19 protein-coding genes are annotated in these 18,287 nt (G+C 72.3%); 17 read left to right on the top strand and 2 right to left on the bottom strand.

The genetic code is table 11. The features are described 5' to 3' along the window. The first annotated feature begins 191 nt into the window (after positions 1 to 191). The 5 genes from recA (at position 192) to dapF (ending at position 5,744) form a co-directional block, all read left to right on the top strand. Complete coding sequence (gene recA / locus ACIPYW_RS00165) at positions 192 to 1,259, top strand: recombinase RecA (protein WP_400409721.1); 1,068 nt, start codon at positions 192 to 194, stop codon at positions 1,257 to 1,259. Continuing rightward, positions 1,256 to 2,143 carry a regulatory protein RecX gene (locus ACIPYW_RS00160; protein ID WP_400409719.1) on the top strand — a complete coding sequence of 296 codons (888 nt, stop codon included), beginning with the start codon at positions 1,256 to 1,258 and terminating at the stop codon, positions 2,141 to 2,143. The genes recA and ACIPYW_RS00160 overlap by 4 nt, the downstream gene beginning before the upstream one ends. A 151-nt stretch (positions 2,144 to 2,294) precedes the next feature. Beyond that, positions 2,295 to 3,788, top strand: a complete 1,494-nt coding sequence (gene miaB / locus ACIPYW_RS00155) for a tRNA (N6-isopentenyl adenosine(37)-C2)-methylthiotransferase MiaB (protein ID WP_400409716.1) — start codon at positions 2,295 to 2,297, stop codon at positions 3,786 to 3,788. A 157-nt stretch (positions 3,789 to 3,945) separates the two neighbouring features. Further along, the gene (gene miaA, locus ACIPYW_RS00150; protein ID WP_400412475.1) at positions 3,946 to 4,857 is read left to right on the top strand and encodes a tRNA (adenosine(37)-N6)-dimethylallyltransferase MiaA; all 912 of its coding nucleotides are present in this window, start codon (positions 3,946 to 3,948) and stop codon (positions 4,855 to 4,857) included. Continuing rightward, a complete protein-coding gene (dapF, locus tag ACIPYW_RS00145; protein WP_400409714.1) occupies positions 4,854 to 5,744 on the top strand; it encodes a diaminopimelate epimerase in 891 nt (296 codons plus the stop codon). The genes miaA and dapF overlap by 4 nt, the downstream gene beginning before the upstream one ends. A gap of 352 nt (positions 5,745 to 6,096) precedes the next feature. Here the strand turns inward: dapF and ACIPYW_RS00140 are convergent, their stop codons facing one another. Further along, complete coding sequence (locus ACIPYW_RS00140; protein WP_400409712.1) at positions 6,097 to 6,708, bottom strand: class I SAM-dependent methyltransferase; 612 nt, start codon at positions 6,706 to 6,708, stop codon at positions 6,097 to 6,099. Between the two features lie 61 nt (positions 6,709 to 6,769). On the opposite strand from ACIPYW_RS00140, the gene hflX reads away from it, so the two are divergent. After that, positions 6,770 to 8,308, top strand: a complete 1,539-nt coding sequence (gene hflX / locus ACIPYW_RS00135; RefSeq protein WP_400409709.1) for a GTPase HflX — start codon at positions 6,770 to 6,772, stop codon at positions 8,306 to 8,308. Positions 8,309 to 8,407: 99 nt separating this feature from the next. Here the strand turns inward: hflX and lexA are convergent, their stop codons facing one another. Further along, positions 8,408 to 9,052 carry a transcriptional repressor LexA gene (gene lexA, locus ACIPYW_RS00130; RefSeq protein ID WP_400409708.1) on the bottom strand — a complete coding sequence of 215 codons (645 nt, stop codon included), beginning with the start codon at positions 9,050 to 9,052 and terminating at the stop codon, positions 8,408 to 8,410. Positions 9,053 to 9,288: 236 nt separating this feature from the next. On the opposite strand from lexA, the gene ACIPYW_RS00125 reads away from it, so the two are divergent. The 11 genes from ACIPYW_RS00125 (at position 9,289) to ACIPYW_RS00075 (ending at position 18,269) form a co-directional block, all read left to right on the top strand. Further along, positions 9,289 to 9,678, top strand: coding sequence for a hypothetical protein (locus ACIPYW_RS00125; RefSeq protein ID WP_400409707.1), 390 nt, complete (start codon positions 9,289 to 9,291; stop codon positions 9,676 to 9,678). 124 nt (positions 9,679 to 9,802) lie between these two features. Continuing rightward, positions 9,803 to 10,927: a histidinol-phosphate transaminase gene (locus ACIPYW_RS00120; protein ID WP_400409705.1), complete on the top strand. Its 1,125-nt coding sequence runs from the start codon at positions 9,803 to 9,805 to the stop codon at positions 10,925 to 10,927. Then, a complete protein-coding gene (gene hisB, locus ACIPYW_RS00115; RefSeq protein WP_290132285.1) occupies positions 10,924 to 11,526 on the top strand; it encodes an imidazoleglycerol-phosphate dehydratase HisB in 603 nt (200 codons plus the stop codon). The genes ACIPYW_RS00120 and hisB overlap by 4 nt, the downstream gene beginning before the upstream one ends. Beyond that, positions 11,523 to 12,158 carry an imidazole glycerol phosphate synthase subunit HisH gene (gene hisH, locus ACIPYW_RS00110; RefSeq protein ID WP_400409702.1) on the top strand — a complete coding sequence of 212 codons (636 nt, stop codon included), beginning with the start codon at positions 11,523 to 11,525 and terminating at the stop codon, positions 12,156 to 12,158. Before hisB ends, hisH begins: the two co-directional genes overlap by 4 nt. A gap of 40 nt (positions 12,159 to 12,198) precedes the next feature. Then, complete coding sequence (gene priA, locus ACIPYW_RS00105; RefSeq protein ID WP_290132283.1) at positions 12,199 to 12,945, top strand: bifunctional 1-(5-phosphoribosyl)-5-((5-phosphoribosylamino)methylideneamino)imidazole-4-carboxamide isomerase/phosphoribosylanthranilate isomerase PriA; 747 nt, start codon at positions 12,199 to 12,201, stop codon at positions 12,943 to 12,945. 5 nt (positions 12,946 to 12,950) lie between these two features. Continuing rightward, positions 12,951 to 13,820 (top strand): SseB family protein, encoded by an 870-nt coding sequence (locus ACIPYW_RS00100; protein WP_400409698.1) that lies wholly within the window; start codon positions 12,951 to 12,953, stop codon positions 13,818 to 13,820. A gap of 156 nt (positions 13,821 to 13,976) precedes the next feature. Then, on the top strand, positions 13,977 to 14,864 hold the full coding sequence (locus tag ACIPYW_RS00095; protein WP_400409695.1) for a ParA family protein: 888 nt from the start codon (positions 13,977 to 13,979) through the stop codon (positions 14,862 to 14,864). After that, positions 14,848 to 15,702 carry a segregation and condensation protein A gene (locus tag ACIPYW_RS00090; RefSeq protein ID WP_400409692.1) on the top strand — a complete coding sequence of 285 codons (855 nt, stop codon included), beginning with the start codon at positions 14,848 to 14,850 and terminating at the stop codon, positions 15,700 to 15,702. Before ACIPYW_RS00095 ends, ACIPYW_RS00090 begins: the two co-directional genes overlap by 17 nt. Further along, positions 15,692 to 16,405 (top strand): SMC-Scp complex subunit ScpB, encoded by a 714-nt coding sequence (scpB, locus tag ACIPYW_RS00085; RefSeq protein WP_400409689.1) that lies wholly within the window; start codon positions 15,692 to 15,694, stop codon positions 16,403 to 16,405. Before ACIPYW_RS00090 ends, scpB begins: the two co-directional genes overlap by 11 nt. Next, positions 16,402 to 16,893 (top strand): hypothetical protein, encoded by a 492-nt coding sequence (locus ACIPYW_RS00080; protein ID WP_400409686.1) that lies wholly within the window; start codon positions 16,402 to 16,404, stop codon positions 16,891 to 16,893. Before scpB ends, ACIPYW_RS00080 begins: the two co-directional genes overlap by 4 nt. Positions 16,894 to 17,513: 620 nt before the next feature. After that, complete coding sequence (locus tag ACIPYW_RS00075; RefSeq protein WP_400412474.1) at positions 17,514 to 18,269, top strand: pseudouridine synthase; 756 nt, start codon at positions 17,514 to 17,516, stop codon at positions 18,267 to 18,269. Positions 18,270 to 18,287: the final 18 nt, after the last annotated feature.

Genomic DNA, 18,287 nt, shown 5'->3' with positions numbered 1-18,287 from the left:
ACAACGGACTCGTCCAGGTGTCCTCTCCACGGAGAGCGTGATCGTCGGCAGTGATGTCGGTGGCCCGCCGTAGGTTGATCGACATCGGGACAGGCCCGACGCCTTGTCGCAGAAGCACCGGCCTTGCAGCACCGGCCGGGGTGGCGCGACAGCCTACAGGCAGCCGACATCGAGCACGAAGGAAGCGCACCATGCCCTCACCCCAGGACCGCGAGAAGGCCCTCGAGACCGCTCTCGCCCAGATCGACCGTCAGTTCGGCAAGGGCACGGTCATGCGCCTCGGCTCGGACGAGCGCGCGCCGGTCTCCATCATCCCCACCGGTTCGGTCGCCCTCGACGTCGCGCTCGGCATCGGTGGACTGCCGCGTGGCCGCATCATCGAGATCTACGGCCCGGAGTCGTCCGGTAAGACGACGCTCACCCTGCACGCGATCGCGAACGCCCAGCGGGGCGGCGGCATCGCAGCGTTCATCGACGCCGAGCACGCGCTCGACCCCGAGTACGCCAAGAAGCTCGGCGTCGACATCGACGCCCTCCTCGTCTCGCAGCCCGACACCGGTGAGCAGGCACTCGAGATCGCGGACATGCTCGTCCGCTCCGGCTCGATCGACCTCATCGTCGTCGACTCCGTCGCCGCGCTCGTGCCCCGCGCCGAGATCGAGGGCGAGATGGGCGACTCGCACGTCGGTCTGCAGGCGCGCCTCATGTCGCAGGCGCTCCGCAAGCTCGCCGGTGGGCTCAACCAGACCCAGACGACGATGATCTTCATCAACCAGCTGCGCGAGAAGATCGGCGTGTTCTTCGGCAGCCCGGAGACCACGGCCGGCGGCAAGGCGCTCAAGTTCTACGCATCGGTGCGCCTCGACATCCGTCGCATCGAGACGCTCAAGAGCGGCACGGACGCGGTGGGCAACCGCACCCGCGTGAAGGTCGTCAAGAACAAGATGGCGCCGCCCTTCAAGCAGGCCGAGTTCGACATCCTCTACGGCGTGGGCATCTCGCGTGAGGGCTCGCTGCTCGACTTCGGTGTCGACCACGGGATCGTGAAGAAGTCCGGCGCCTGGTACACCTACGACGGCGACCAGCTCGGGCAGGGCAAGGAGAACTCGCGGTCGTTCCTCATTCAGAACCCGGAGATCGCAGCCGAGATCGAGGGCAAGATCCTCGCGAAGCTCGGTGTCGGCGGGGCGAAGGACGCTGCGGCCGAGGCTCCGGTCGACTCGATCGCGCCGAAGCTCGCCGAGCGCAAGGGCGCGTGACCTCCCCGGACGGCCGCGCGCCCCGGGGTGACGACGACCTCGCGCCGGTGACCGACCTCTTCGGTGCGAGGTCGCGTCGGGGTGCGGTGGGCAGCCCGGCGCCGGACCCGGCCCCAGAAGCCGGAGCGGACGCCGGTGACCCGCGGGTGACGGACGACGCCGACGCGCCGGTGCCGCTGCCGCCGTCGTTGCGGGGCGCGCACGCACAGGCAGAGTGGGTGTCGCCGGTCGTCGGTGACGCCACGGGGCGGAGCGCCCGAGCGGAGCGCGACGGGTACGACCAGGTTGCCGAGGCGGACGCCCCGAGGGCGTCGGTGTTCGCCATCGTCGGGGGCGAGGAGCTCGCGCCCGAGGACGCACCTCGTCCCCTGGACGAACAGCGCGCCGACGCCGAGCGGTTCAGCATGCGGGCGCTCGGGCGTCGCGGGGTCAGCACGTCGGAGATGCGGAAGACGCTGACCCAGCACGACCTCGACCCGGAGATCGTCGAGGGCGAGATCGAGCGACTCACACGCGTTGGGCTGCTCGACGACGTGGCGCTCGCGACCGACCTCGTCGACCGGCTGCACGAGCGCAAGGGCCTCGGCCGGCAGGGCGTCGTGGCGGAGCTCCGCCGCCGGGGCATCGACCAGCTCGCGATCGACGCGGCCCTCGACGCGGCGGCCGACGACCAGGACGACGAGTTCGTGCGGGCGCTCGACCTCGCCGCGAAGCGCGCGGGGCAGCTCCGCGGACTCGACCGTGCGACCGCCGAGCGTCGGCTCTCCGGGTTCCTGATGCGCAAGGGCTACGGCTCGGGTGTCGTGCGGATCGCGGTCGAGCGCGCGCTCGACGGCTCCGCCGGGCGACCGCGGCCGGGTGGCGGCACGGTCCGGTTCGAGTAGCACCGCAGCTGGGGCTCCTGCCGGTGGCGGCGGCGGGCCGGACCGCCGCCGCAGCGCGACCGCATCGCCGCTGACCCCGGCGGAGACCGCGCCGGACGGGCCGCTTCGACGTCCTCGGGACGGGCGTGCGGCGACCTACACTGGGACGATCATGGCCACCGTCGAAGCGCGCCCCCGCACCTACGAAGTCCGCACCTACGGGTGCCAGATGAACGTGCACGACTCGGAGCGGCTGAGCGGGTCGCTCCGTGCCGCCGGGTACGTGGCCGCGGACGGCGAGCAGGCCGACGTGGTCGTCATCAACACCTGCGCCGTGCGCGAGAACGCCGACAACCGCCTCTACGGGAACCTCGGACACCTCGCGGGCGTGAAGCGCGAGCATCCGGGCATGCAGATCGCGGTCGGCGGCTGCCTGGCGCAGAAGGACAAGAACGTGATCCTCGAGAAGGCGCCGTGGGTGGACGTCGTCTTCGGGACGCACAACATGGGATCGCTGCCGACGCTGCTCGAGCGGGCACGGCACAACGACGAGGCGCAGATCGAGATCCTCGAATCGCTCGACGTCTTCCCCTCGACGCTGCCGACGAAGCGCGACTCGACGTACAGCGGCTGGGTGTCGATCTCCGTGGGGTGCAACAACACCTGCACGTTCTGCATCGTCCCGTCGCTCCGCGGCAAGGAGAAGGACCGCCGCCCGGGTGACGTCCTCGCCGAGATCCAGGCGCTGGTCGACGACGGCGCGATCGAGGTCACCCTCCTCGGGCAGAACGTCAACTCGTACGGTGTGGAGTTCGGCGACCGCCAGGCGTTCGGCAAGCTCCTCCGAGCCGCCGGTGCCATCGAGGGCCTCGAGCGCATCCGCTTCACGAGCCCGCACCCGGCAGCCTTCACCGACGACGTGATCGACGCGATGGCCGAGACGCCGAACGTCATGCCGCAGCTGCACATGCCGCTGCAGTCCGGGTCCGACCGCGTCCTCAAGGCGATGCGGCGCAGCTACCGGAGCGAGCGGTTCCTCGGCATCCTCGACCGCGTCCGGGCGAAGATCCCGCACGCGGCGATCTCGACGGACATCATCGTCGGCTTCCCGGGCGAGACCGACGAGGACTTCGAGGACACCCTCCGCGTCGTCGAAGCCTCGCGATTCGCCTCCGCGTTCACGTTCCAGTACTCGATCCGCCCCGGGACGCCGGCCGCGACGATGCCCGATCAGCTCCCGAAGGAGGTCGTGCAGGAACGCTACGAGCGCCTCATCGCCCTGCAGGAGCGCATCACCGCTGAAGAGAACGCCGCTCAGGTCGGCCGGAGCGTCGAGGTCCTCGTCGCCACCGGTGAGGGCAAGAAGGACGACGAGACACACCGGTTGTCCGGGCGCGCGGAGGACTCCCGCCTCGTGCACTTCTCCGTGCCGACCGGTTCGGACGTGCCACGGCCCGGTGACGTCGTCACGGTCGAGGTCACGCGCGCCGCGCCGCACTTCCTCATCGCCGACAACGACGGACCGCTCCGCATCCGGCGGACCCGGGCCGGCGATGCGTGGGACCGCGCGCAGGCCGAGAGCTGCGGGGTGCCGACACTGTCCACGCCCGGTGACGGGCCGCGTCCGGTGTCGCTCGGCCTCCCGTCGCTCCGTGTCGGCCGCTGACGCCGGCGACGGCACGGCACAGGCCGACGGCGCGGCACGGGCCGACGATGCCGAGTACGGCGCGGCACAGGCCGCTGATGCCGATCACGGCACGGCACCGGCCGCCGGTGCCGAGCACGGCGCAGCGTGGGGCGCGAAGGGCGGTGTCGCGGACGACCTGATCGCGGTCGTCGGCGCGACGGGCACGGGGAAGTCCGACCTCGCCGTCGCGATCGCCGACCTGGTCCGGGCCAGCGGCCGCCCGGCCGAGGTCGTCAACGCCGACGCGATGCAGCTCTACCGCGGCATGGACATCGGGACGGCGAAGCTGACGCCCGAGGAACGGCGCGGCGTCCCGCACCGGCAGCTCGACGTCCTCGACGTGACGGACGAGGCGAGTGTCGCCGCGTACCAGCGGGACGCACGGCGTGACGTCGAACGGATCCAGGGCGAGGGCGGCGTCGCGGTCCTCGCCGGCGGGAGCGGACTGTACGTGTCCGCCGTGCTGTTCGACCTCGACTTCCCGGGCACCGACCCGGAACTCCGCGCACGGCTCGAACGGGAGCACGACGAGCTCGGACCGGGCGTCCTGCTCGAGCGGCTGCGCAGCCTCGACCCGCACGCAGCGGCGACCATCGACGCCCGCAACCCGCGGCGCCTGATCCGGGCACTCGAGATCGCGAGCCGGTCCGAGGTCGTCACCCCGAGCCTCCCGGCCTCGCCCCGCGCCTGGCGACCCGCTCGCATCCTGCACCTGCGTCGTGACCGGGCCCACCTCGTCGACGCGCTGCAGGCGCGGGCGCAGCGGATGTTCGACGCCGGACTCCTCGACGAGGTCGAGCGCCTGCGCAGTGGGGGTCTGGAGCGGGGGCGGACCGCCTCGCGGGCGATCGGGTACTCGCAGGCGCTCGACGTGCTCCGCGGGGACGCGACCGTCGCCGAGGCGGTGGCGGCGACGAGCCTCGCGACCCGGAAGTACGCGCGGCGGCAGGTCGCCTGGTTCAAGCGGTACACCGCCGCCGAGGACCTCGACGTCACGGGAGCGGACTGGACCGACCTGTCGGCGCTGGCCCGTAGGATCGTGGCGTGACCGAGCTGCACTTCACGAAGGGCCAGGGGACCGGCAACGACTTCGTCCTGTTCGCCGATCCCGACGCCGTCGTCGACCTCACCCCCGAGCGCATCCGCGCCATCGCGGACCGCCGCTTCGGCGTCGGCGGGGACGGCGTGATCCGTGCCGTGCGCTCCGAGGCCCTGCCCGAGGGACGCGCGCTCGTCGCGGTCGAACCGGACGCCGTGTGGTTCATGGACTACCACAACGCCGACGGCACCGTCGCCGAGATGTGCGGCAACGGCATCCGCGTCTTCGCGCGGTACCTGACCGAGTCCGGGCTGGTCGACCTCGCCCCCGGCGAGACGCTCACCGTCGGCAGCCGCAAGGGGCTGGTGGACATCCAGCGGACGACGAACGGGTTCCAGGCCGACCTCGGCCGCTGGGGGCTCGGGATCGAGGGCGGCGGCGCCGGCGACGTGCTCGTCCGGGCGAAGAACCTCGACGGCGCCCGGCCGGGCCTCGGCATCGACGTGGGGAACCCGCACGTCGTGGTCGCCGTCGCGACGGACGACGAGCTCGCCGACCTCGACCTCACCTACGTGCCGGTGCTCGACCCCGCGCCGGAGTCCGGTGCGAACGTCGAGTTCGTCCTGCCGGGGGAGCCCCTCATCAACGACGGTGTCGGCGAGATCACGATGCGGGTGCACGAGCGTGGCAGCGGCGAGACGCTCTCGTGCGGGACCGGGGCGGTCGCGGCTGCCCTGGCGACGCGGCACTGGGTCGGCGCGGGGGCGCCGGACACCTGGCGGGTCCGGGTGCCCGGTGGTGTCGTCACGGTGCGCATGTTCGCGGCGGAGGACGGCGAGCACGTCGCGTTGTCCGGACCCGCCGAGCTGGTGTTCTCGGGCGACCTCACGGTCTGAGGCAGGGCGGCCTGACGGTGTGACGCTGTGCGGCGACCGTGGGCGCCGCCGAACCGTGGGTCCCGACGAACCGCGGGCGCCGACGAGCTGTTGGTGCCGACGAGGCGCTGTCGAACCAGGATTCCGACGTCGAACCAGGCGCCGGGATCGGTTCGATGTCGGTTCTGTGGTTCGTCATGCTGCCGGCACGGCGTCGTGCGGACGCGTGACGTGACACGACGCGACGCGATGCGTCGCGCGGATCGTGACGTGCGCGCACTCGGGACCAACGGTGCGGCCCCGCCGCAGCCGGGAGTGCGTGGGACGTGCGCGACTTCGATCCGGTGGGTCGCGCGTCCAGTCGGATCGCGCGCTACGCGCCCCGGTGCACGCGGATGACCCGGAACCCCTTGTCGGTCGATGCCCGCGACACGGTGAAGTCGGCCCCGAGCGCATCGCGCAACCATCGCTGGAGCGAGTCGCCGCCGAGGTCCTTCGAGACGACCAGCCAGGCCTCTCCACCGACCTCGAGCCGGGGGAGCCACGTCAGCAGGATGTCGTGCAGTTCGTCCTTGCCGACACGGATCGGCGGGTTCGACCAGATCGTCCGGAAGCGGAGGTCGGCGGGGACCTCGTCCGGGAGCGCCACCGTGACGTTCGTCGCCCCGGCGGTCGCCGCGTTCGCCCGCGCGAGCCCGAGGACGCGCTCGTTGACGTCGACGCCCCAGACCTGTGCGTCGGGCGACTCCAGCGCCATCGTGATCGCGATCGGACCCCAGCCGCACCCGACGTCGAGGAGTGCGCCGTCGGTGGCCGGCGGCGGCACGGACCCGAGCAGGACCTTCGTGCCGCGGTCGACCCCGTCCGGGCTGAACACGCCGGCAGCGGTCGAGAGGGTGAGGGCGCGATCGGCGAGCGTGACGTGCACCTGGCGCTCGCGGACCTCAGACGAGGGGTTGGCGGAGAAGTAGTGGTCGTTCGCCATGGATGAACCGTAGCGTCTCACCCGTGTGTCCCGGGCGTGGCGGCGGTACCCTGTGGACAGGATGACGGATACCCCTCAGCAGAACCACCAGTCCCACGACGACAGCGCCGACGGTGTCGTCGAGCGCGTGCTGCGCAACGCCGACCAGCGCGCCGCCTCATCGATCTTCGCCCCGGCCCAGGCGATCCAGACCCGCTCCGTGGACGACCACGGCTGGACGGGCGACGGCGACCAGTACGACCGCGAGGACCGTGCGGCCCTGCGCCGTGTCACGGGCCTCTCCACCGAACTCGAGGACGTCACCGAGGTCGAGTACCGGCAGCTCCGGCTCGAACAGGTCGTCCTCATCGGTGTGTACCCGCAGGGCGACGCCCAAGATGCGGAGAACTCGCTCCGCGAGCTCGCCGCCCTCGCCGAGACCGCCGGCGCCGTCGTGCTCGACGGGCTCCTGCAGCGCCGGCCGACGCCGGACCCCGCGACCTACCTCGGCAAGGGCAAGGCCGAGGAGCTGGCGATGGTCGTCAAGGCCACCGGTGCCGACACCGTGATCGCGGACACCGAGCTCGCGCCCTCCCAGCGTCGTGCGCTCGAGGACGTCGTGAAGGTGAAGGTGATCGACCGCACGGCCGTGATCCTCGACATCTTCAGCCAGCACGCCAAGACCCGCGAGGGCAAGGCCCAGGTCGAACTCGCGCAGCTGCAGTACCTGCTCCCGCGCCTCCGTGGTTGGGGTGAGTCGATGTCCCGGCAGGCCGGTGGTCAGGTCTCCGGCGGTGCGGGCATGGGTTCCCGTGGCCCTGGTGAGACGAAGATCGAGCTCGACCGTCGCCGCATCCACACGCGGATGTCGAAGCTCCGTCGGCAGATCGCCGGGTTCCGCCCCGCGCGGGAGGCCAAGCGCGCCGACCGACACCGCAACGACGTCCCGAGCGTCGCGATCGCCGGCTACACCAACGCCGGCAAGTCGTCGCTCCTCAACCGTCTGACGAGCGCGGGCGTGCTGGTGCAGAACCAGCTGTTCGCCACCCTCGACGCGACCGTCCGACGCACGAACTCCGCCAAGGGCCGTGAGTTCACCTTCGTCGACACGGTCGGGTTCGTGCGGAACCTCCCGCACCAGCTGGTCGAGGCGTTCCGGTCCACCCTCGAGGAGGTCGGCGAGGCCGACGTCATCGTGCACGTGGTCGACGGCTCGCACCCCGACCCCGCCGCACAGCTGGCGACGGTGCGCGAGGTCATCGGCGACGTGGGCGCCCGGGAGATCCCCGAGATCGTCGCGTTCAACAAGGCGGACCTGGTCGACGAGTCGCAGCGGCTCGTGCTCCGCGGTCTCGTGCCGGATGCCGTGTTCGTGTCCGCTCGCACGGGTGAGGGCATCCCGGAGCTCCTCGCCGCGATCGAGGACCGACTCCCCGAGCCCGACGTGTCGCTCACCGTGGTGATCCCGTACGACCGAGGGGACCTCGTGTCGTCGCTGCACGATGCGGGTGCGGTGGAGTCGGTCGACTACGTGGAGGACGGCACCCGACTGCAGGTGCGGGTGTTCCAGCGGCAGGTCGCGGAGCTCGACCCGTTCGTCGTCACGCCCGTCGCGTCCTGACGCGCTGACGCGCCCCGGCCTGGAGGCACGGCGCGCGTCCGCTACGCCGGTCGCGTCCGGCGCCGGACGCGACCGGCGCGGGGCGCCCCGCGCCGCCCGTCAGATCGAGCGGAGGACCGCGACGACCTTGCCGAGCACGGTGGCGGCGTCGCCGAGGATCGGCTCGAACGCGGAGTTGCGGGGGAGCAGCCACGTGTGACCGTCGCGCTGCCGGAACACCTTGACGGTGGCTTCCTCGTCGAGCATGGCCGCGACGACGTCACCGTTCTCGGCGGTCTGCTGTGAGCGGACGACCACCCAGTCCCCGTCGCAGATGGCGGCGTCGATCATCGACTCACCGACCACCTTGAGCATGAAGAGGTCCCCCGTGCCGACGAGCTGGCGGGGCAGCGGGATGATCTCGTCGACGTGCTGTTCGGCCGTGATCGGGACACCCGCGGCGATGCGGCCGACGAGCGGCACGAGCGTGGTCGCGTCGACGTCGGGCCCGTCGGGGTCGGCGCTGGGCTCGTCGACCAGGACCTCGAGCGCGCGGGGGCGGTTCGGGTCGCGACGGATCCAGCCCCCGAGCTCGAGCTGTCCGAGCTGGTGGGAGACGCTCGAGAGCGAGGAGAGGCCGGCCGCGTCGCCGATCTCCCGCATGCTCGGCGGGTAGCCCCGGCTGGCGATCGACGCGCGGATGGCGTCGAGGATCGCCTGCTGCTTCGGCGTCAGCGGCTTCTGTCCGCGCAGTTCGTCCGCCACGTCGTCTCACCCTTCGTCGGTGCGGGACACGGCCCGGCGGGAATGTCGGTGGTCCCCGCTTGACTTGTCCCAGTCGGTCGAAACAGTATCCGACCGCCGATGCCCGGACAAACATCCGTTCGAGCGTGTCGCGAGAAATCCCTGCAGAAATCCTCCCTGGGGACTTGTGCAGCCACCGGTTCGAAACTATGTTCGGTACACGACTTCGGATCACCGAACGGGAAGGCAAGAACGACATGAGCACCATCGCCATCGCTGAGCCCCAGCGTCACGCAGCTCCCGCCGTGCGTACGCGCCTGCGCCTGACGCGCCGCGGGCGGATCGTCTTCACGACCCTCGCCGCGCTCCCGATCCTGCTGATCGTCGCGCTCGCCGTCCTCAACGGCGGACGTGCCTCCGCCGGCGACGCCTCGGGGTCCGGGTCCGCGCACTTCGATACCGTCACGATCCAGCCCGGCGAGACGCTGTGGCAGCTGGCGGAGGAGACCGCTCCGAACGCCGACCCGCGCGACTTCGTGCAGGACGTGGTGACCCTCAACGCGCTCGACGGCGCGGGACTCCAGGCGGGCGAGAAGATCGCGATCCCCGCGAAGTACGTCCCCGCGAACCACGCCGACGCGAAGTAGGCCCAGCGCGCGGTCGCGCGACGGGGTCCCTGAGCACGAACGCGGGGGAGGAGATCTCGCGCGCCGCACGGCAACCGTCCGGACGGCCGGTCTCCGAGCAGTCCGAGCGGCCTACGATGGATCGGTGGCATTCACGCTCGAAGACCTCCCGATCCGAGACGACCTGCGCGGTCAGAGCCCCTACGGCGCTCCGCAGAAGCACGTGCGCGTCCAGCTGAACGTCAACGAGAACACGCATCCCGTCCCGGCCGAGGTCGCCGACGACATCGTGGCGTCGATCCGGCAGGCGCTCGCCACCGTCAACCGCTACCCGGACCGCGAGTTCACCGAGCTCCGCCGGTCGCTGACCGGCTACCTCAACGGGGGTCTCGAAGGTCCTGCGCGCCTGACACCCGAGCAGCTCTGGGCAGCGAACGGGTCGAACGAGGTGCTGCAGCAGCTCCTCCAGGCCTTCGGCGGCCCGGGTCGGACCGTGCTGGGCTTCCCGCCCACGTACTCGATGCACTCGATCCTGGCGTCCGGCACGGGCACGCGGTGGATCCCGGCCGAGCGCGACGCCGAGTTCGGCATCTCGCCCGAGACGGTGACCGCCGCGATCGTCGAGCACCAGCCCGACATCGTGTTCCTCTGCGGACCGAACAACCCGACGGGGACGCCCCTGCCGATCGAGACGATCGCGGCAGCGTACGACGCCACCGACGGCATCGTCATGGTCGACGAGGCGTACGCCGAGTTCATGCCCGACGACGCCCCGAGCGCCCTCACGCTCCTGCCGGGTCGCGAGCGGCTCGTCGTCTCGCGCACCATGAGCAAGGCCTTCGCGTTCGCGGGCGCACGGGTGGGGTACCTCGCCGCGCACCCGGCGGTGATCGACGCGATCCGGCTCGTCCGCCTCCCGTACCACCTGTCCGCCCTGACCCAGGCAGCGGCGGTGGCAGCCCTCCGGCACGCCCCGGCGATGCTCGCGATGGTCGACGACATCAAGCAGCAGCGCGACCGGATGATCACCGAGCTCCAGGACATGGGGTACCGCACCTACGAGTCGTGGTCGAACTTCGTGCTGTTCGGCGGTGTCGCGGACCCGCACGCCGCGTTCGAGGCGCTGCTCGACGAGGACGTCATCGTGCGCGACCTCGGGATCCCGAACCACCTCCGCGTCAGCGCGGGGACGGCGGAGGAGACCACGGCCTTCCTCGACGCGATGCGCCGCGTGGCCGCGGTCCAGCCCCCGGTTAGGGTTGACGCATGACCGCCCGCACCGCCTCGATCAGCCGGAGCACGAGCGAGTCGAGCATCGAGCTGGAGCTCGACCTCGACGGCACCGGCTCCTCCGACATCTCGACGAGCGTGCCGTTCTTCGACCACATGCTCACGGCGTTCAGCAAGCACTCGCTGATCGACCTCCGCGTGCGCTCGACCGGTGACACCGACATCGACGCGCACCACACCGTCGAGGACACCGGCATCGTGCTCGGGCAGGCGCTCCGTCAGGCCCTCGGCGACCGGTCCGGCATCGGCCGCTACGGCGACGCACTGGTCCCGCTCGACGAAGCCCTCGCGCAGGCCGTCGTCGACGTGTCGGGTCGCCCGTTCCTCGTGCACACCGGCGAGCCCGAGGGCTTCGCGTTCCACCGGATCGGCGGGCACTTCACCGGCTCGCTGGTCCGCCACGTCTTCGAGGCGATCACGCTCAACGCCGGCATCACGGTGCACGTGCGGGTCCTCGGCGGGCGAGACCCGCACCACATCGCCGAGGCCGAGTTCAAGGCGTTCGCCCGTGCGATGCGGAAGGCCGTCGAACTCGACCCCCGCGTCGACGGCATCCCGAGCACGAAGGGCACCCTGTGACCGCGAAGCCGAACGTCGTCGTCCTCGACTACGGCTCGGGCAACGTCCACTCGGCGGCCAAGGCCCTCGAACGCGCGGGCGCCGAGGTCACGCTCAGCGCGGACAAGCGCACCGCGCTCGAGGCCGACGGCCTGCTCGTGCCGGGCGTCGGCGCGTTCGGCGCGGTCGTCGACCAGCTCGAGTCCGTCCGCGGCGGCGAGATCGTCGACCACCGCCTGGCCGGTGGCCGTCCCGTGCTCGGCATCTGCGTCGGCATGCAGGTGCTGTTCTCGCGCGGTGTCGAGCGGGGCGTCGACGTCGAGGGTCTCGCGCAGTGGCCCGGCACCGTCGAGGAGATCCAGGCCGAGGTCCTGCCGCACATGGGGTGGAACACGGTCGAGGCGCCGGAGGACTCGGTGCTGTTCGACGGCCTGCGGGACGAGCGGTTCTACTTCGTGCACTCCTACGGCGTGACCGACTTCCCGCTCGAGGCGTACGGCCCCTTCCGGCAGCCGAAGCTCACCTGGGCGGAGCACGGGCAGCGCTTCGTCGCCGCGGTGGAGAACGGCCCCCTCACCGCGACCCAGTTCCACCCGGAGAAGTCCGGCGAGGCCGGCATCCAGCTGCTCCGCAACTGGGTCCAAGGCCTCTGACGCGCCCGAGACCCGACGACCCCGCGACCCCGACAGGACCATGACCGACCGCACCGCATCCCAGCCCCTCGTCCTCCTGCCCGCCGTGGACGTCGTCGACGGCCAGGCCGTGCGCCTGACCCAGGGCGAGGCGGGGAGCGAGACCTCCTACGGCGACCCGGTCACCGCTGCCCGTACCTGGCGCGACCAGGGTGCCGAGTGGATCCACCTCGTCGACCTCGACGCCGCGTTCGGTCGCGGTGACAACCGCGAGGTCATCGCCCGCGCGGTCCGCGAGGTCGAGGGCGTCGCGGTCGAGCTCTCCGGCGGCATCCGCGACGACGCCTCGCTCGAGGCAGCGCTCGCGACCGGTGCCGCCCGGGTGAACCTCGGGACGGCAGCGCTCGAGGACCCGGAGTGGGCGGACCGCGTCATCGGCCAGTACGGCGAGCAGATCGCGGTCGGCCTCGACGTCCGCGGTACGACCCTCGCGAGCCGCGGCTGGACCGAGGACGCGGGCGATCTGTGGGAGGTCCTCGACCGCCTCGAGGCCGCGGGCTGCGCGCGGTACGTCGTGACCGACGTCACGAAGGACGGCACCCTGCAGGGCCCGAACGTCGACCTGCTCCGCCAGGTGTGCGAGCGCACCGACAAGCCCGTGGTGGCGTCCGGCGGCATCTCGACCCTCGACGACCTGGTCGCCCTACGGGCCCTCGTGCCGCACGGCCTCGAGGGCGCGATCATCGGCAAGGCGCTCTACTCCGGGGCGTTCACGCTCCCCGCCGCGCTCGAGATCGCCTCGGCGTAGCCACCGTGTCGGGCATCTCGAACGGCCGCGGCACCGGTCCGGACCCCGAGGACCGCCGCGGCACCGGTCCCGAACCCGAGGACGGCCGCGGTACCGGTCCGGACGACGCCCACACCCCCGGCGGCGCCGCTGACTCGGCCGGCAACCCCTGGTCCGGCCGGACGTTCGACCACCACGACACGGCGTTCGAGGACGACGACGGCCTCGCCGACCCGAGGCTCGTCGCGGCGATCCGTGCGGTCGCCGACGGGGCCTCGCAGTCGGGGGTCGTCGACGCACTGCGGACCGCGCGGCTCCTCATCCCGCTCGTCGCCGAGGCGGGGGACGTCGGCCACACCGACACCGGCAAGCTCGTCGACAAGACGCAGGAGCTCTCCATCGTCACGGTCGCCGGGCCCGACGGTCGCTCCGTGATGCCCGCGTTCACCTCCGTCGAGGCCATGCGCTCCTGGGACCCGGAGGCCCGTCCGGTCCCGGTCGAGTCCCGCCGCGTGGCGATGGCGGCCGCGAGCGAGGACACGCAGCTCGTCGTGCTCGACCCCACCGCTCCCACCGAGTTCGTGCTGCGCCGCCCCGCGGTGTGGGCGCTCGGGCAGGACCTCCCGTGGACGCCCTGCTTCGAGGACCCCGCGGTCGCACGGGCCTTCGCCGACTCGGTCGCGGGGGAGCGTGCCGTCGCGCGGGTCGAGCTCGCCCCCGGGGATCCGCTCGGCCGCTTCCAGGGCGCCGAGCTCACGGTCGGCCTCGCACTGCACCCCGGTCTCGACCAGGCCGCGGTGCAGGAGCTCGTCGGTCGGTTGCAGGCGCGCTGGTCGACCGACCCGCTGATCGCGGACCGCGTGGACAGCATGCGGGTGGCGATCCGCCCAGCGTGATCCGGGCCTCCAGGTCGGGTCGCCACGTGCGCGGGGTGGGGTCCACGGCCGGCCGGGAGGCACGGTGCACGCCCGCAGGGCGGGTCGCGTCGGTGGCGCGGCGGGTCCGGTGCGCCACCGGCGGTGCACCCGGGGGAGCGTCGGGTCGCCGGTAGCATGGGGCGCGTGAGCACGAACCCGTTGACGAACCCCGGAACCGGCGAGACCACCTTCGGTCCGACGGGGCGACCCGTCCGGCAGTTCGCGATCCCGGAGGAGCTCGACCAGCACGGGCCGGCACGCATCATCGCGCTGTGCAACCAGAAGGGCGGCGTCGGCAAGACCACGACGTCGATCAACCTCGGGGCGGCGCTCGCCGAGTACGGGCGGAAGGTCCTCGCCGTCGACTTCGACCCGCAGGGCGCGCTGTCCGCCGGGCTCGGGGTCCGCACGCACGACATCCCGACGGTCTACGACCTGCTCATGGGCGCCGTGAAGGACCCGCGCGAGGTCATCCAGCCGACGAACACGCCGTACCTCGACGTGATCCCGGCGAACATCGACCTGTCCGCGGCCGAGGTCCACCTCGTGAACGAGGTCGCGCGGGAGCAGATCCTCGCGAGCGTCCTCCGGAAGGTCGCGAACGACTACGACGTCATCCTCGTGGACTGCCAGCCCTCGCTCGGCCTGCTGACCGTGAACGCGCTGACGGCGGCGCACGGGGTGCTCATCCCGCTCGAGTGCGAGTTCTTCGCACTGCGCGGTGTCGCGCTCCTCATCGAGACGATCGACAAGGTGCGCGACCGGCTGAACCCGGCGCTGCGCCTCGACGGCATCCTCGCCACGATGTACGACTCGCGGACCCTGCACTCGCGCGAGGTCATGGAGCGCGTCGTCGAGACGTTCGACGACCGGGTGCTCGACACGGTCATCGGGCGCACGGTGAAGTTCCCGGACGCCACAGTCTCGGCGCGGCCGATCACGCAGACCGCGCCCGACCACGCCGCCGCGCACGCGTACCGGCAGCTCGCACGGGAGCTCGTCGAGCGTGGCGCCGTCGCCTGAGCCGGAGGACCCTGACCGCACCGCCGTCGCGCCGGCGGGCACGCAGACAGCCCCGGGCTTCCGCGTCCGCCTGTCGAACTTCGACGGCCCGTTCGACCTGCTCCTGTCGCTCATCACGAAGCACGAGCTCGACATCACCGAGGTGTCGCTCGGCGCCGTGACGGGGGAGTTCATCGCCTACGTCCGCCAGGCCGAGTCCGCCGACGAACTCGACGAGGCGAGCGAGTTCCTCGTCGTCGCGGCGACCCTGCTCGACCTGAAGATCGCGGGGCTCCTGCCCCAGGGCGAGCTCGTGGACGCCGAGGACGTGGCGCTCCTGGAGGCCCGCGACCTCCTGTTCGCCCGACTGCTCCAGTACCGGGCGTTCAAGCAGGCGGCGGACTGGTTCGGGTCGCGCTGGACCGAGGAGTCGCGCCGGCACGTCCGGAGCGTCCGGCTCGAGGAGCGGTTCCGTGCCCGCACCCCCGAGCTCGTCTGGACGCTCTCGCTGCAGGACTTCGCCGCGCTCGCGACCCTGGCGTTCGCCCCGCGGGAGATCCCGACCGTCGGACTCGACCACCTGCACGCGCCGCTCGTCAGCATCCGGGAACAGGCCGCGATCGTGGTGTCGATCCTCCGCACCCGGGCCGACGAGGACGTCTCGTTCCGGGAGCTGGTCGCCGGCGTGCACGAGACGGGTATCGTGGTGGCTCGTTTCCTCGCGATCCTCGAGCTGTACCGCAACGCGTCCATCACGTTCGAGCAGGTCGAGCCGCTCGGGGAACTGCTGCTCCGGTGGACCGCCGAGGACTGGTCCGACGAGAGCCTCGCCAACCTGGGAGCCGACTATGACGGATGACGCGCACGGCCACGCGCACGGTCACGCCCGCGACTCGTCGAGCGCCGAACCCGGTGGCGCGGACGAGCTGGCAGACGCCCGCGCCATCGAGCAGGAGATCCACGAGGCGCACGACCGTGCCGCCCGGCCGGAGCTCCCGGTCGACCGCCAGCTCGAGGCGATCCTCATGATCGCGGACGAGCCGCAGTCGCTCGTCGCGCTCGGTGCCGCCGTCGGCGCGCCCGTGCCTGCGGTCCGCCAGGCGATCGAGCGGCTCGTCGCCGACTTCGACGGTGTGGACGGGACGGTCCGCCGGGGCTTCGAGCTCCGCGAGGTCGGCGGCGGCTGGCGCTTCTACGTCCGCCAGGAGCTCGACGACGTGGTCGAGCAGTTCGTCGAGCAGGAGCGCCCCTCGCGGCTGTCGCAGGCGGCGCTCGAGACCCTCGCGGTGGTCGCCTACAAGCAGCCGATCACGCGCTCGCAGATCGCCTCGATCCGGGCGGTGAACGTCGACGGGGTCGTCCGGACGCTCGTCGCGCGCGGCCTCATCGAGGAGTCGTTCACGGACGCCGAGACCGGCGCCATCAACTACGTCACGTCCGGCCTGCTCCTGCAGCAGCTCGGCATCAACTCGCTCGACGAGCTGCCGCTCATCTCGCCCCTCCTGGACGACGGTGCGGACGGCTTCGGGCAGAACGAAGGGATCCCCGATGGCCGCGCATGAGGAAGAACGTCGAGGCCCGCGAGGCGGGTCCGGTCGGCCTGGAGGCCCGTCACGCGACCGCAGCGCCGGCTCCGGCCGGGCGGGTGGCCGGTTCGGCGGCGGGGGCCGCGACGAGCGTGGCGACCGCGGTGGGTACCGTGGCCGCGACGAGCGTGGCGACCGCGGTGGGTACCGTGGGCGTGACGAGCGCGGTGATCGCGGTGACCACGGTGGCCGTGGTGGGTACGAGCGCCGGGACGATCGTGGCGCGGCTGGCGGGTACCGCGGCCGTGGCGAGCGTCCGTCGTCCGGTGGGTACCGCGGCCGGGACGATCGCGGCGAGCGTGGTGGGTACCGCGGCCGGGACGATCGCGGCGAGCGTGGTGGGTACCGCGGCCGGGACGATCGCGGCGAGCGTGGTGGATACCGCGGGCGTGACGAGCGTCCGTCGTCCGGTGGGTACCGCGGCCGTGACGAGCGGTCCGGCGGCGATCGCGGGCGCTCCGTGAGCCGCGACGACGACCGTCGGCAGGGCGAGCGCGGGGGCTTCGTCCGCCGCGACGACGACCGCGGTGGGTACCGCGGCCGCGACGACGACCGCGGTGGGTACCGCGGTCGTGACGACCGCCAGGGCGGCGGCTACCGGGGCCGCGACGATCGTGGCACGTCGAGCGGTGGGTACCGCGGCCGTGACGACCGCCAGGGCGGCGGCTACCGGGGTCGCGACGATCGTGGCACGTCGAGCGGTGGGTACCGCGGCCGTGACGACCGCAAGAGCGCTCCCCGCCGTGACGACGACCGCCGCCGCGACCCGGCCCGCGAGGACCGCCGGTCCCCGGACGGCAGGCCCAGCACCGTCTGGCACAACGGCCGCCGCTACGTCGGCGGCACCACGACCGCGCGGAACGGCGACCGTCCGCGGGGCGCCGGGCAGCGCCCCGACACGCGACGGACAGTCGGCCCCCGCGGCGCCGACCGTCGCACGACCCCGGAGCCCGAGGGGGCCCGCGACCAGCACGGCCAGCCCCTCGAGGGCACGCCCGAGCGCCCGATCATCCCCGACTGGGACGCGGCGGACGGAACGGCGACCGCCGGGGCCGCGCCGAGCCTCCAGGCCGACGGTGAGCGCCTGCAGAAGGTGATCGCCGCTGCGGGCGTGGCATCTCGCCGCGTCGCGGAGAACCTCATCGTGGAGGGACGGGTGACGGTGAACGGCGAGGTCGTGGAGGCCCTCGGTCGTCGGGTCGACCCGGAGTCCGACGCGATCGCGGTGGACGGGGTGCCGGTGCAGATCGACACCTCCCGGCGGTACGTGGTCCTGAACAAGCCGGTCGGCATCGTGTCGAGCCTGCAGGACGAGCGGGGACGCCGCGACCTGTCCGAGTTCGTCGACCGGTACGAGGAGCGCCTGTTCAACGTCGGCCGGCTCGACGCCGAGACCTCGGGGCTCATCGTCCTGACGAACGACGGCGACCTCGCGCACGTGCTCGCACACCCGTCGTTCGGGGTGACGAAGACCTACATCGCGAAGGTGCACGGGAACGTCAACCCGGCGACCGTGCAGCGACTGCTCGAAGGGGTCGAGCTCGAGGACGGGCCGATCGCCGCCGACAAGGTGCGGCTGCTCGAGTCCTCCCGTGGAGAGTCGCTCGTCGAGGTCACGCTGCACTCCGGCCGCAACCGCATCGTCCGTCGGATGTTCGACGAGGTCGGGCACCCGGTGCTCGAACTCGTCCGACGCTCGTTCGGGCCGCTGCACCTCGGGAGCCTGCCGATCGGCAAGACGCGGGAACTCAGCACCGTGGAGCTCGGCAAGCTGCTCGCCATCGCGCGCGACGCATCGGGTTCTCCACAGGGCGACGCGGACGAGGAGTCCACGGACTGAGGCGTCGGTAGGCTTGCC

This window comes from Curtobacterium sp. NPDC089689, assembly GCF_044749145.1.
In the GTDB taxonomy this organism is placed as follows: Bacteria; Actinomycetota; Actinomycetes; order Actinomycetales; family Microbacteriaceae; genus Curtobacterium.
This window is presented reverse-complemented; position numbering and strand designations above follow the sequence as displayed.